The organism is Caldisphaera lagunensis DSM 15908 (assembly GCF_000317795.1).
In the GTDB taxonomy this organism is placed as follows: Archaea; Thermoproteota; Thermoprotei_A; order Sulfolobales; family Acidilobaceae; genus Caldisphaera; species Caldisphaera lagunensis.
In genome coordinates, this window is record NC_019791.1 from 15,503 (window position 1) to 28,861 (window position 13,359).

16 protein-coding genes are annotated in these 13,359 nt (G+C 28.5%); 6 read left to right on the forward strand and 10 right to left on the reverse strand.

The window, feature by feature from the left end; translation table 11 throughout:
• Positions 1–399 precede the first annotated feature (399 nt).
• The 3 genes from CALAG_RS00090 to CALAG_RS00100 all read left to right on the forward strand — a co-directional run bounded on the left by CALAG_RS00090 (position 400) and on the right by CALAG_RS00100 (position 1,962).
• Positions 400–609, forward strand: a complete 210-nt coding sequence (locus tag CALAG_RS00090; RefSeq protein WP_048816623.1) for a CDGSH iron-sulfur domain-containing protein — start codon at positions 400–402, stop codon at positions 607–609.
• An 80-nt stretch (positions 610–689) separates the two neighbouring features.
• Positions 690–1,163, forward strand: a complete 474-nt coding sequence (locus CALAG_RS00095; protein ID WP_015231714.1) for a deoxyuridine 5'-triphosphate nucleotidohydrolase — start codon at positions 690–692, stop codon at positions 1,161–1,163.
• Between the two features lie 10 nt (positions 1,164–1,173).
• Positions 1,174–1,962, forward strand: a complete 789-nt coding sequence (locus tag CALAG_RS00100; protein ID WP_015231715.1) for a carbohydrate kinase family protein — start codon at positions 1,174–1,176, stop codon at positions 1,960–1,962.
• Positions 1,963–2,113: 151 nt separating this feature from the next.
• On the opposite strand, the gene CALAG_RS00105 is transcribed toward CALAG_RS00100, so the two are convergent.
• Entirely contained in the window at positions 2,114–2,782 is a 669-nt protein-coding gene (locus CALAG_RS00105) for a plastocyanin/azurin family copper-binding protein (protein WP_015231716.1), read from the reverse strand.
• A 153-nt stretch (positions 2,783–2,935) separates the two neighbouring features.
• Positions 2,936–4,393, reverse strand: coding sequence for a 4-hydroxyphenylacetate 3-hydroxylase N-terminal domain-containing protein (locus tag CALAG_RS00110; RefSeq protein WP_015231717.1), 1,458 nt, complete (start codon positions 4,391–4,393; stop codon positions 2,936–2,938).
• Positions 4,394–4,785: 392 nt separating this feature from the next.
• Here CALAG_RS00110 and CALAG_RS00115 point away from each other — a divergent pair, with 392 nt between their 5' ends.
• Positions 4,786–5,367, forward strand: a complete 582-nt coding sequence (locus CALAG_RS00115; protein WP_048816624.1) for a hypothetical protein — start codon at positions 4,786–4,788, stop codon at positions 5,365–5,367.
• Positions 5,368–5,372: 5 nt separating this feature from the next.
• Positions 5,373–7,169 (forward strand): hypothetical protein, encoded by a 1,797-nt coding sequence (locus CALAG_RS00120; RefSeq protein WP_048816625.1) that lies wholly within the window; start codon positions 5,373–5,375, stop codon positions 7,167–7,169.
• 189 nt (positions 7,170–7,358) lie between these two features.
• On the opposite strand, the gene CALAG_RS00125 is transcribed toward CALAG_RS00120, so the two are convergent.
• Both CALAG_RS00125 and CALAG_RS00130 read right to left on the reverse strand, forming a co-directional pair.
• A complete protein-coding gene (locus CALAG_RS00125; protein WP_015231718.1) occupies positions 7,359–7,634 on the reverse strand; it encodes a TIGR00304 family membrane protein in 276 nt (91 codons plus the stop codon).
• 153 nt (positions 7,635–7,787) lie between these two features.
• Positions 7,788–8,156: a YbjQ family protein gene (locus tag CALAG_RS00130; RefSeq protein ID WP_015231719.1), complete on the reverse strand. Its 369-nt coding sequence runs from the start codon at positions 8,154–8,156 to the stop codon at positions 7,788–7,790.
• A 138-nt stretch (positions 8,157–8,294) separates the two neighbouring features.
• Between CALAG_RS00130 and CALAG_RS07875 the strand changes: the two genes are divergently transcribed.
• Positions 8,295–8,468 carry a hypothetical protein gene (locus CALAG_RS07875; protein WP_015231720.1) on the forward strand — a complete coding sequence of 58 codons (174 nt, stop codon included), beginning with the start codon at positions 8,295–8,297 and terminating at the stop codon, positions 8,466–8,468.
• A 14-nt stretch (positions 8,469–8,482) separates the two neighbouring features.
• Here the strand turns inward: CALAG_RS07875 and CALAG_RS00135 are convergent, their stop codons facing one another.
• From CALAG_RS00135 to CALAG_RS00160, 6 genes are all read right to left on the reverse strand, one after another.
• The gene (locus tag CALAG_RS00135; RefSeq protein WP_015231721.1) at positions 8,483–8,743 is read right to left on the reverse strand and encodes a TIGR00304 family membrane protein; all 261 of its coding nucleotides are present in this window, start codon (positions 8,741–8,743) and stop codon (positions 8,483–8,485) included.
• Between the two features lie 46 nt (positions 8,744–8,789).
• The gene (locus CALAG_RS00140; protein ID WP_015231722.1) at positions 8,790–9,173 is read right to left on the reverse strand and encodes a Trm112 family protein; all 384 of its coding nucleotides are present in this window, start codon (positions 9,171–9,173) and stop codon (positions 8,790–8,792) included.
• 5 nt (positions 9,174–9,178) lie between these two features.
• Complete coding sequence (gene glmM, locus CALAG_RS00145) at positions 9,179–10,549, reverse strand: phosphoglucosamine mutase (RefSeq protein WP_015231723.1); 1,371 nt, start codon at positions 10,547–10,549, stop codon at positions 9,179–9,181.
• Positions 10,550–10,592: 43 nt separating this feature from the next.
• On the reverse strand, positions 10,593–11,237 hold the full coding sequence (locus CALAG_RS00150; RefSeq protein ID WP_015231724.1) for a hypothetical protein: 645 nt from the start codon (positions 11,235–11,237) through the stop codon (positions 10,593–10,595).
• Positions 11,225–12,115, reverse strand: coding sequence for a hydrolase (locus CALAG_RS00155; RefSeq protein ID WP_015231725.1), 891 nt, complete (start codon positions 12,113–12,115; stop codon positions 11,225–11,227). The genes CALAG_RS00150 and CALAG_RS00155 overlap by 13 nt, the downstream gene beginning before the upstream one ends.
• 220 nt (positions 12,116–12,335) lie before the next feature.
• Positions 12,336–13,331 carry a hypothetical protein gene (locus CALAG_RS00160; protein WP_015231726.1) on the reverse strand — a complete coding sequence of 332 codons (996 nt, stop codon included), beginning with the start codon at positions 13,329–13,331 and terminating at the stop codon, positions 12,336–12,338.
• Positions 13,332–13,359: the final 28 nt, after the last annotated feature.

Genomic DNA, 13,359 nt, shown 5'->3' on the forward strand with positions numbered 1-13,359 from the left:
CTTCACACAAATTTAGCTTATCGAGAAAATTAAAAATTTGGATGAAGGGATAAACATTGATAATGATGTAGATTAAGGATTAAAAGCTGGATTTTCAGTAAAAAGTGTTTCTTCTAATTGAAGCTTGAGTCACATATGCCAAAAGAATTTAAGGGGTTACAACATATGTTATGATAAAAGTGCAATCATTCATGGGCTGAAAAATGTTTCATAAAAAAACTTGATGACATATTATTTGTTCAATTTCATGAAAAGTGATTTTAATAGATATCATTATTGTCTATAAATATTTTAAATTAATAATTAATGTTTAGCAAAAAAATTTTTAAATTGGAGATAATCCTAGATATATATTCTTTTTTAAATTTTTATAATTTTTCAGAAAAATCGGTGAAAGGAATGGCTAGGATTGTATTGCATGAAAGAAATCATCCATATGCTATAAAGTTAGATAATGGTAAAGAAATTCATGTATGTGCATGCGGTCTTTCAAAGAATAAACCATATTGTGATGGATCACATAGAAAAACACAAGATGAAGAAGATGGTAAAATATACATGTATGATGAAAACGGAAATAGAGTTAAGATAGTATCATTTTATTTATAATTAAAGTTTTATTATATAAATTGTTGTAGAACATTAATAAATAAATTTTTCTAGTATAATAATTTAATGGTGAAATTTAATTGGCTTATAATGGTAAGGAAATGTCAAATTATATAAAAGGGATTAATGAATCTCAAATACAACCAGCAGGAGTGGATTTAAGGTTAGATAAGGTGTTCAAATTTATAGAAGAAGGATATTTAGGAGAAGGAAAGAGGGTTTTACCTAATACTGAAGAAATCGCGCCTATTGATAATTTGTATGATCTATCTAAAGGAGCTTATAAAATAAGATTCTTTGATATAGTAGAAATTCCAAAAGAAGCTATAGGTATATGTTTTCCTAGAAGTAGTTTGTTAAGAATGGGAGCAAATCTTAGTTGTGCATTATGGGATCCTGGTTATAGTGGAAGAGGAGAAGCATTGTTAAATGTATTAAATGATAAAGGTATTAAGATAGAAAAATATGCAAGAATTGCTCAAATAATTTTTATAAAACTAAAAGATATACCTGATAAATTATATAATGGTATATATAACAATGAAAACCTGTGAGTGATAAGACTTGGTTTGCAATGCATTAATAATCTCATCGCCTACTGTTGATATAATTAATATAAATAATAATGAAGTTATTTGCGCTGGTGGTCCGCCCCTATATGCAGGTTTTGCATTAAGAAAAATGAATTGTAATGTTTATTTTTATGGACCGATTGGTTATGAAACGGAAAAAACGGTTAATTTACAAGAAAAAATTAATATAATTACTGTAGGTATTCGTCAGAAAGTAAAGGGAGCAGTTTTCTATCATAAGTATAATCAGGACAAAAGGTTAACAAAATTTATTGGTGAAATAATACCAATAGATGTTAATGATTTAATTAATAAAACTAGGAATATTAAATTCGATTTTATTATTTTATCTCCTATATTTAATGAAATTCCGGCTGAACAAATAAAATTATTAAATAAACCAATAGTTTTAGATCCTCAAGGTTATGTTAGGTCGTTAAAAGCGTGGATGGATTTAGTTCCATTAAACTATATAGATTTATTTCACATTTCAAGCGATGACTTACCACTTGACCTCGTTAAAAATCTTGCTATAAATTCGATTTTACTTTATACAATGGGTATTGAGAATACTGTTATTATTGATAAAAATGAAGCAAAGGAAATAAAGCCTTCAGGAAATATAGCTAAGGATAGAACTGGATCAGGAGATATAATAACAGGTTTAGTTTCCTATTATTATTTTTATAAGAAATTAAATATAGTAGATGCGTATAATAAAGCCCAAGAAAATTTTGAAGAAGTAATAAATGAAGTAAATAGAATAAAATATAATTTTTAAAATTTTTAAAAATTAAGAGTATTGAAATTTTCCAAATAACAAAACAAATAGTATTATTAAGTTAAAAATAACTTTTATATTTTTAATCTTTAATTGATTAGAATTCATATATACTAATAAATGCTTTAAGAAAGATATTGCATGAATAATATTACTGAAGTGATATGACTTCACCGTACATGCCATTCTCAGCATGACCTGGGTATGTACATAAATACCAATAATTTCCTGGCGAATTGATTATAAATGTGTATTCATAGCCATATGCATAGTTATTGTTATAATTAGCTGGAGGCAACCAAGTCATATAGAGTCTCATAGAAGGTCCCATACCCCCATTCATGCCAACATAAGGCATAACGTTATATGGATATGGTGGAGGGGTTGTTGTGATAATAAAGTTATGATACATATCATCATCTAAGTTGATAAATAACACATGAATGGTTGAACCTGATGGAACAATTAATGTTGGATTTATTAAACCATAGATTACAAAGACGTCCCCATGAGAATAGGAAGGAACAGTTGAATTTGTCATGTTTGCTGCATCATTACCCATCATAGCTAATACAACCAAATTTATATTATTGTTGTCTATCACAATAGAATTATTATTTTTATATATATGGACATAATTTGGAATTTCATTAGCCAACTCCATTGATTCATTAATAGGATATCTAGTAAAAGATTGAAGGTTATAATAGTTATTTATGTTATTATAATATTCTTTATAATTTAAATAGTATGCAATGCCCGTTATTGATATAGCTAGGCCAAGAGTTAATATTATTGCTAACCAAATTAATTTATTCATTTTTGCTCCCATTATATTCAGAATCCATAGTTAATAAATGTTTTTTAATACTTTTCTTTAAATTATAAAAATAATTATTAGATTTTATTATAATTTAAGGGTTATTTACTTTTTTGTTTTATGTTTCTTGTTTAATTATTTTAATATAAGGTGTTATTCTTTTTTAATTCCAGCCATTATTTTAGCATTTTCTATTAAATCATTTAATCTATTTTTCATATCATTTTTGAGGGCTAATAATTCTGCTGCAGGAGGACCTCCTCCTTGAATTAGACCAACAAGATGAGGTCCTGCAACCCATAGCTGTAAAAGTCTTGCTATTCTTAGCCTTTCTTCAGCAGTGTAATTTTCATTTCCTTTTAAAGCTTCCGCGATCTTATTTGAAAGTCCTTCAATATTTAGATCCTTAGACGAAGGTGCATTAACTGTAATTCCCCCACCTATATCAGCTGACGCTATAATAGCTTCTTTTAGATGTTCAATTGAATCTAATTTGGTTATATTGGCTAATCTAAAATCTGGTATATACTCCCCACTTGGATGTCTATATCCTTTAACCATAGCCGCTAATCCAGCTGCATAAGCAGACTCTCCATGTCTCATGATATCTAAAAGCCTGTCCTGTATGTAACTTGCATTAAGCACACCATTTGCATCTGCCATTAATGCAGCTGAACCAAGGATAACATCGGCAAAACCTGCTTTGCAAGGTCCCCCTCCCGCTCTATGATGAGATACAAAATATTCTATTAATTTGCCTGTAAACTCATATTCTCCGTCCATAAAAACTCTATCATTAGGAACAAAAACATCATCAAAAATTATTAAATATGTATTTCTATGACCAAATGGTAATGGATAATCTATATCTGTTCCAAGATCTTTAGAAACCTTCTTCATTATATCCATTGGGTGCCAACTAGATATAAAATGAACGTTTTTTGTTTCTGGTTTTATTGCAAAAGATACTGCATAGTCTCTTTCATTTTGTTTCATATTTTTTGTTGGTATAACCAATATTTCATCCGCTATTGCAGCACCGGTAATATGCATTTTTGCTCCTCTAACAATTATTCCATCTTTTTTCCTCTCAACTACATGTACATAAGCAAAATCATTTTTTTGTTCCAAAGGTCCTTTTGATCTATTTCCCTTAACGTCTGTCATAGCTGTTTCAACTACCAAATCCTTTGATTGTACATCTTTTAGCCATCTAAGAAATCTTTTGTGATATTCTGTGTTTAACTTAGAATCTATATCATAAGTAGATGCATAAACAGCATTAATTCCATCATGGCCTGTGCATCTATAATTGCAATTACCAATATGAGAATTAAGTATTCTTTGTGATTCTGCTCTCATTATTAAGTCATTTATACTTTTCTCAACATAAACTAATCTATTTATTTCTTCATTATCTTGCATAACCGTTAAAATACCTTTATATTCATTTTTTAAAGATAATTCGTATGTTTTTGTTATAACATTAATTGAGGGCCTTATAACTGGGTTATTTAAAACATCCTCAACCTTTTCTCCTCCAACATAAATATCAATATCTTTTTCTCTTTCTTTTAACCTATTTAAATAATCATTAGAGGTTCCTAACACTATAAGGTCACCATTTAATAGTATGAAAAAGAAAGTTATTAAAGAAATTAAATGAAAAATAATAAATAAAATTAAGACAGACTCTTATAGTTTTGAAATAATTTTTCTTAAATATTTTGTTTTAACAAAATATTAAAAAATTGTATTTCTGAGTAGATATAAATAAGTTCTGTTGGATTTGACTTATACATATTATCTATAGGATTAAATATATACACTTGACTCTAATGTATATAGACAAGTTGAAATAAGCCTTCTTAATTATTGATTTATATTTTATTTAAATGTTTGTTCTTCTTAATTATTGATTTATAAAAATAATAATTGATATATCTTAAGTTTTTTTCAAAAAATTTTTTAATTTGATGTTGAGTAAATTAAAGGGAATCAAAATGTCAAATAGATTTAAAAAAATTATTACATCTAATAAGTTTCAATCAATATTAACTTATGTAGTATTTGTAATAGTAGTAATTTTTTCAACATATCTGAGGTTGCTTCCAGCAATTAATTATGGACTAAAATATTTAAATGAGGCAGATCCATGGGAAAGATATTGGCTATCCCTTTATTTTTATAATCATTTATTTAACTTTGATGGATTAAAGCATGTGACTTTTTGGTGGTATCCAATTGGAAGAAATTTTTTAAAAACTGAATATTTGGGAATGTCAATATTAACTGTTATTATATCAAAAATCCTTGGTTTAGGCCAGTCAAAATTAATTGAAATATTGGGATTGCTTCCAGTTGCTTTTTCGATCATTGCTATGTTAGGAGTTTTCTTTGCTGTTAGTAAGATAACCGGCTCAAAAATTTCTGGTCTTATATCAGCATCTGTAATAGGATTTTATCCAATTATATTGTTTGATCAAACATTTGCAAATTTTCCAGGTAAAAGAATATTTGGTTTTGCACTAATCTCATGGTTTTTATATTTTTTTGCAAGTTCACTGAATGAGAAATATCCATAAAAGTCATGGCAATATACTCTATTTTAGCTGGTATATTTGGAGGATTAGTTGGATGGTTTTGGGGTGGATATGAATATATCGCTTTAATGTTAGCAATATATATCCTTTTAGAACCATTTATATTTAGACCTAATAGGAGAAGTCTTTTGAATTATATTCTTATAATTTTAGGATATACAAGTGTCATAGCCTTATCTCCAACGATTGGATTATCATTTTACACACATAGTGTAGGATTAGGCTTGATTGGAATTATTATGTTGTATTTGGTAGAAGAAGAGATGTGGAGAGTTAAGCTATTAAGGAAAATAAACATAAAGGATAATTTTGATATAAAAGTACATTTATGGTTTATCATTGCTGCATTTGGTATATTGGTTTCATTAATACTTACAGGTTTAATTTCACTACCGAGTAGGGTATTAATAGGATTAGGTATTACGCCAATTAATAGTGTTGTTTCTTTAACAGTAGCAGAATACCAATCAATCACCTTTAGTCAGGCAATGGCAGATTATGGAATTTTATTTTTTGTAACGATAATCGGCCTTATTATGGAATTTTATATCATTTACTTAAATAAAGATAAAATGTCAAGAATAGAAATACTTAAATTAGCTTTGTTTATATATGGATTTATTTTTGTATATACAAGCATAAATGAAGCTTATTTTTTATCTTCTGCTGCGTTTTACTTATCGTTATCTACTGGAGTATCAATAAGTTTATTCCTTTCCTTTAAATCAAAGGAATACAATAAGAAAACAAGAAAAACTATAGAAAAACCTAACTATTCTTCGATAGCTGCTGGAGTTATATTATCTGTTATCGTATTAGGTATGGCATTAAACTATAGCAGATCTGATTATAATACACTGAAATTAATGGCACCAGATATAGAAACTGGTTATTTGGGTCCAATTTCTGTTCCAACATCTAATGGAGGATCGAAAATAATTTCTCCAATAAACTCTGCTTGGTTAGATGCATTGAGTTATATCAAAAATAATACTGATAATAATGCTGTTATAGTATCATGGTGGGATTATGGATATTGGATTGGTGTGTTAGGAAATAGAACAACAGTAGTTGATGGTTCTACAATTAATGGAACTCAAATTCAGATAGTTGCCGATGTTTTTACCTCTACTTTAAATACAAGCTTAGGATATTTAACTCTGCTAAATCTACCAAAGAACGATACATATATAATTACCTATGATATCTTTTTGGGAATCTATAATAATAATACTAACTCAGTTACAATGATACCTTATCCATCCATTTATTCCTTAAACCCAAGTGCAGGTATTTATTCAATAACATATGGTTTAGGAGATATAGCCAAATCATATCAAATGCTTAGAATCGCGTATAAGGTTAATCCAATATTTGGAAATCCATTAACTTCTGCATATTCATCTATATCTACTTATAATAACTATGCTTATTATCAATTCCCAGCTTTTTCTGGAAATCCAAGTAAAAATGTTTCTTTAACGCTTGACACAACAATTTATAATCTCATGTTATATGGGATTAGTGTATTAAATAATTACAGCAATTTAGGATATGGAGCTTCTTTTCTTAAAAATGTTAAATCCTTTACTCCTGCATCTGTAAGTTATATAGATCCCACAAATGGTAATTTAGTATTGCAGCCTATTAATGCTCCAAATCCCACAAATTATTATAAACCTGTAAAGATATTTGTATCAATTCCTTATTCATGGAATGTATCAAGCTATGGTAATACTTATTTCTATGCTGTTGTTGTATTTTTATACAAAGCACAATTATAATTTTTCAATTTTTAATGCAATTTGATTTTAAATTAAATTTTATAGAAACATTATAGCAAAAATTTAGATAATTGATTTTTAGTTAATTTAATATATTAATAACATAATTAATGATATGTTAAATTAGATAGCAAACATTAAAATAAGAGTTAAAACTTTGTTAAGAAATTTGCAAAATACTTTTTAAATTTAGCTTGGGATTTTTGGAAGAAAAGTTCTATTAATTATTATCAAAGCTATGGCTAATATCATTAGAACTATTGCCAATATTATTGCAATATTAATTGCTTTCCATGAATTTCCAAAAATTATTGGAATTGGTCCAATCATTATTATACCTCCTACTTCAAATTTTTGGGTAATGTTTTGTTGAATTGATGAATAAATTGTACCTGAAAATATAACTAGCATACCAATAACTATTAAAGTAAATCCTATTATTAACCAGGTAGTTATGTTTGCCAATTTTCATCATTTTAATTACGATATAAGAAAAGATTAAATAGTTTTATTTTAGCAGTTTAAGTATTTACACAAAACTAAAGTTAACCCTTTAGGGTAGGAGAAAGTAAGCAGTTATTAATTGATAACATTCTTATTTTTGTAAATCTTTAATATTTATTCCATCTTGCTTTCAGCTATACTTTTATCAGGTTCAACAACCACTGCTGTACCATAGGCTATAATTTCATCCATAGTTTCAGCTACTTCATTCGAATCTAGCCTAAAGCTTATTATCGCATTTGCTCCTAATCCTTTTGCATGAGTTATCATTCTTTCTATGGCTTGAACTCTAGATTGCTCTGACATTTCAGTAAACTCTTTTATTTCTCCTCCAGCTATACTCCTTAGACTTGCTAAAATTCTACCCCCAAGCCCCCTTGATCTAACTGTTATGCCAAGACAAATACCTAGAACTTTTGTTACTTTATATCCTGGTATATAAGGAGTTGTTGAGACCATTACATCTTTTTCAGATACGCTCATAACAAATCCCGATAATTTATTTGAAATTTAAAGTTTAAAAATTTACGGTTTTAATTAATAAAAATTAGTTTATTAATATAGGAAATTAAAAGCATAAATTTTAGTATATGTATAAAACAAATCGAGGATGGTGAAAAGATGTCATATATTGATAAGAATAAGGAAAGGTTGGAACAAGAAGGATTAAAAAAGCTGGAAGAAATATATAAAGTTTTTAAGGAGAAAATAGATAATGATTATAAAAGTAAAATTGATGAATTGAAAAGCAAATATGATTTATTAGTAGAAGAATTTGCAAAAAGATTATCTTAATTAGAACACTCTTTTTAGAATGCTATCCTTCCAATTAACATAAAAACAATTGCTAAAGTTATTAAAATTATTGCCAATATAATAGCTATTTTTGCAGCCCTCCATGAATTTCCGAAAATTATTGGAATTGGCCCAATCATTATTACCCCTCCGACCTCAGATTTTTGAGTTTGGTCTTTTTTTGATGATGAATAAATAGTGCCAATAAGTATAACTAAGAATCCAATCATTATTAGAGCAATTCCTATTGTTAGCCATATGGCAATATCTGGCATAGTTTCACCTATTATAATATTTTTAGATAAAAGCTTAATAATTTAATTATTTGCCTAATTCTGGTATTTTCATTAAATTTTTAATATCTAAAGGAATTTTATCAAGATATTTTCTTAAGAGTTCCACATCTTCATGATATTTTCTATACTTATCATTAAGCATTCTCGGTATACCATCAATTATAGGATACCATCTACCACAATTCTTGCATATAATAATACCATCAATTACATCTAAATTAACACATCTCTTGCATATATCAATAGGAACTTCATTAGCTGGTTTTTTCTGAAAAGCACACTTTTCTTTACATTTAATTTTTTCTGGATCTATATCAACCTTATCTTCCTTTACGTTTAGTTCATATAGCATTAAATTGTCACTTTTACATTCAGGGCAGGCTAGCAATTCAAAGAAATAGTATCTCATTTACATCACCTTATACATCTCTCTTTAACATATTTTATTGTATCGTTGATAATTTTTTCAATTTTTTCTTTATCTTTTGCTTCTCCAGTTATCCTCAATATGGGTTCAGTACCACTTGGTCTAACAAGTAACCAAAAATCATCTCCAAAAACCTTTACCCCATCAATCGTAATCATTCTATAAGATGAGTATTTTTCTTTAACTGCTTCTACACCACATAAGGCCTGTTCTCTATTAGCTTCTATTTTTGCTTTAATTGCATAATATTGTGGAAGCTTATTATAAATATTATTTAATGTTTCATTAGTTTCAGAGAGCATGTATAGAGTTAATGCAATTGTCATAGCTCCATCCCTTACCACATGATGGGGTACGTGCAAATAACCCCCATTATCTTCGAAACCACTAATGGCATCATTGTTTTTAGTTATTTCCCTAGCTATGGTAACACTCCCAACAGGCGTCCAAGCTACATCAATTCCCTTAGGTTTTAGATATTCTTCTACAAGTATACTGCTCGAAACAGCTGTATACGTTTTCTTATTATAATTTTTCCATATTTTAGATGAAAATTCTGTTAACAATGCGCCCGTTCTATCTCCCCATTGTATTCTTCCCTCATTATCTAATACCATCGCTCTATCAGCATCTCCATCATGAGCAAAACCTGCATCTGCTTTAATTAATTTTATATAATTTAATGTGTTCTGCAATGTTTCTGCATTTGGTTCAGGATTCCTTCCTGGAAAATATGGATCTAAGTTACAATTTACTGTAAAGGCTTTTACACCTAATTTTCTTAATAATAATGGAGAAGTTAAAGATCCAACACTATTAGCACAATCAACAACAACTTTAAAGTTTTTCTTAGCAATTTTTTCTACATCAACCTGGTTAATTATAGCATCTATGTAAATATCAATTATATCATCCCTACTCTTTACAAAATTATCATAAGATCTCCATTCCATTTTTGACAAATAATTGTTAAAATAATAGTTTTCTATAATATCTTCATTCTCATGGGGTATTTCTATCCCATCGCTTGATATAACTTTAATTCCATTATATTCAGGTGGATTATGGCTTGCGGTAATCATAACTCCACCATCAAAACCCAAAGACTTTATTCCATATTGTAAAGCTGGTGTTGGAAGTAGGCCTGCATCGTAAACTTTGATTCCCTCAGCAAGTAGGCCTGCAGTTAATGATCTAACAACCATATCCCCACCTAACCTTACATCCCTTCCAATAAGTAATCTAGAACCTTTTCCAAAGTATGCTCCTATTGCATGGCCCATCCTTAATGAAAATTCTGGCGTTATTAGCTCTCCTACAATACCTCTTACTCCATCTGTTCCAAAAAGCCTGGCCAATTTTAATTCCCCAATTTCTAATTCTTGTTTTAGGTTAATTTATTTAAATGGCTTTTTCCATAAGTTTTGATGATATAAAACATGTAATATCCCATGACTTGAATTTATATCCGTGGTATAATCTTATTTGTTTATATGCATATTTTTTAGTTTTTTCATTAAAATCTCCATGAGCAAATGCTCCTATTCCAATGGGCATTTTCTTTTCTAATGCTATATTTATTAGATCATCTACGCTATGTTCCTCACCATTTTCAGTTAATAGCAAAATTTTTTTATCATTTAAGAATTCATCAAGGTTTTTTGATACTAAATAAATTAATGGTTTTTCTTCATTTGGAGGAACTTTATTATAAATTAATAGCTGTGACATCAGCCCTTTAAATCTATCATAATTTTTGGGTATTCTAATATCATTAGAAAATTTAAAAACTCTCCCATCGTAGACATGCATATATACATCCACTTTACCATCAATGACAAAGGGTTTTTCTAATATGTTAAGTAATGAATTGTGTATAATATCAGGTCTTCCTCTTTTTTTAAAATCTTTAAGTTTAAGCATATCCTTATAATGAAAATTTATATCCAAAATGCTAGAATTTGATTTGATTTTTCTCTTTTTTATAATCTCTTTAGGTATCAATTCTAAAGCGCTTTCAAGATATATAATATCTATTTTCCCCAAAGCTCTTTCCTCCTTGCTTCTAATTGATCTATTGGGTATCCCATAAATTCCGCTGCTGTTATTAAAGAAACACCATTATCGTTTGCTAATTTATAGTGATCCTTCAATATGTCTTTATAGTGTATGTCTCTTAACAAATGATGATCAGCAATTATAATTTTTGAAACGTGTTTTTCTATAAGACTCTTCATATTTTCAAGGCCTTTTTCTACTGATTCTTGAGAAACCTTATAGCCTGCAAAATATGTAGGGGGTCCACTAATTATTAATAGCTCTGCACCTTTCCACTCAATTAACTTTTCTAATGCCTCTTGATTACCTGGTCCTTGAGTATCGCTTCCAAATATTATAGATTGATCGTTACATATAATCCTAGCCATAACTAGCTTTCCAACCTTTGTTTTATCTTCTCCATGCCATAATGCGTTTGAAAATTCTAATTTTAAATCCCCAAAATCAAATTTATTATTATCAGCTATATTTACATTTGCCTTGTTCTGAACTTCATTATCAATTAAAAACACCTTTGCTCTATATGATTGGCTCCTATTTACATTCTTTTTTGGATCTTTAATAAATAATGTTTTTCCATAATAAAGATTTGGTTTATCTTTAATATAGTGATCATAATGATAATGAGTTATTATTATATAATCAGATATGTTTATTGCATTTTCTATTTCTAACAAAACTTTACTTAATCTTTCTAACTCGATTTTATGAGGCGGTAGTCCATATCTTCTTGGGGCTAATGAGGCTCCTAGATCAATACCAATATTTTTATTGCATACATTTACAAATGTTGCCAATGATCTAACTCCGAAACTATCTGAACCTAAAATTGATACATTAAATTTACCAATTTTTATAAATTTCAAACTTATCCCCCTTATATTAAATTTTATTAAGGATATTTTTAGTTTATTTAAAGCATATAAGGATTATTTGTTTATTATACTCTTTTTTCACTAATTCCTTTATGTAAATAGGAGGCTTTATCTTGAATCGTGTATTAATTTTTAGCTTTCTGTTTTTATTCACATTATATCATGTATTTTACATAAATTAAAACATTAATTATTTATTAGCAAAAAGTAATTAACCCCTAACTTCTATATGTGCCCTCTTAGCTGCTTCCAGATATTCATCAAATGTTAATGGTAACCAGGCTTTAAGCATATTATAATTTTCTTTTGTGACATATTTAACTCCTCCTTCATCTTTTGAATCCTTTATAATTTCACGATATGCTCTTGATATTCTATCTTTCTTTGTCATAGTTGATATAATAGCCTTTGTTATATCTCCATTGTATAAATACCTAGTTTTTAATAATATTTCTATTATTCTATTTATCCTTTCAGGAACCCCAATAACCGAACCCCTTAGTTCTAATCTTCTTGGAATGCCCCATGGTACCAGGCTATCTAGCATTCTACTCATTCCTGGCCTTGGTATTTTATCAACAATTCCCCCAATAAGAAATGCATCTGCTGTTAAGACATCTTCAGGTTTTAAAGGATTTGGTGCATCAGGTCTTAATATAATTACCTTATCAGCATCAAATCCCCAAAGTATTTCGCTTGGCCTTGCATTAGAGATAGAGACTTTGTTATATCCTAGAACTTCTAATAACCATTTACTTGTCTCCTCATCAGCTCCTGTTATTGCTAAATGAGCATCCCATAAATATTCTCTTAGTGTTGATAAGCTTACTCCTATTTGGAGTCTCAACTTAGCTAATTCTTCAGGGGTATGTATAAATTTCATGCTCATATCTATAACAAATAAAGGTAAGGGGGGCTGTGGTAAATAATCAAGCAAAGATCTCCATGAGAGTGATTTTACATTTGGATTTACTTTTCTACTAACAACAACATCCGCGCTTTCTGTTCCATCGGAATATAATATAATTTTTTTATTTCCTTTCCACTCTTCAGAATAGATTTCCTTTCCACGATATGTTTCATCTTCTATAAAAGAATATTCTCTTATTAAAGTTTCTGTAGCTAAATACTGAAAACCTAATCTACTTATTTTATTTAATTCAAGCCATTCTCTTGATCCTATTTTTGAATATCCATAATTATCCATGAATTTCAAAAGCGCTTCAAATGGTCTG

Excerpts from the sequence above, each read along its gene's own strand:
- CALAG_RS00160 (WP_015231726.1), bottom strand. The coding sequence starts at position 13,331 with ATGGATAATTATGGATATTCAAAAATAGGATCAAGAGAATGGCTTGAA.
- CALAG_RS07875 (WP_015231720.1), top strand. The coding sequence starts at position 8,295 with ATGTCATATATTGATAAGAATAAGGAAAGGTTGGAACAAGAAGGATTA.
- CALAG_RS00090 (WP_048816623.1), top strand. The coding sequence starts at position 400 with ATGGCTAGGATTGTATTGCATGAAAGAAATCATCCATATGCTATAAAG.
- CALAG_RS00105 (WP_015231716.1), bottom strand. The coding sequence starts at position 2,782 with ATGAATAAATTAATTTGGTTAGCAATAATATTAACTCTTGGCCTAGCT.
- CALAG_RS00120 (WP_048816625.1), top strand. The coding sequence starts at position 5,373 with ATGGCAATATACTCTATTTTAGCTGGTATATTTGGAGGATTAGTTGGA.
- CALAG_RS00115 (WP_048816624.1), top strand. The coding sequence starts at position 4,786 with ATGTCAAATAGATTTAAAAAAATTATTACATCTAATAAGTTTCAATCA.
- CALAG_RS00140 (WP_015231722.1), bottom strand. The coding sequence starts at position 9,173 with ATGAGATACTATTTCTTTGAATTGCTAGCCTGCCCTGAATGTAAAAGT.
- CALAG_RS00135 (WP_015231721.1), bottom strand. The coding sequence starts at position 8,743 with ATGCCAGATATTGCCATATGGCTAACAATAGGAATTGCTCTAATAATG.
- CALAG_RS00130 (WP_015231719.1), bottom strand. The coding sequence starts at position 8,156 with ATGAGCGTATCTGAAAAAGATGTAATGGTCTCAACAACTCCTTATATA.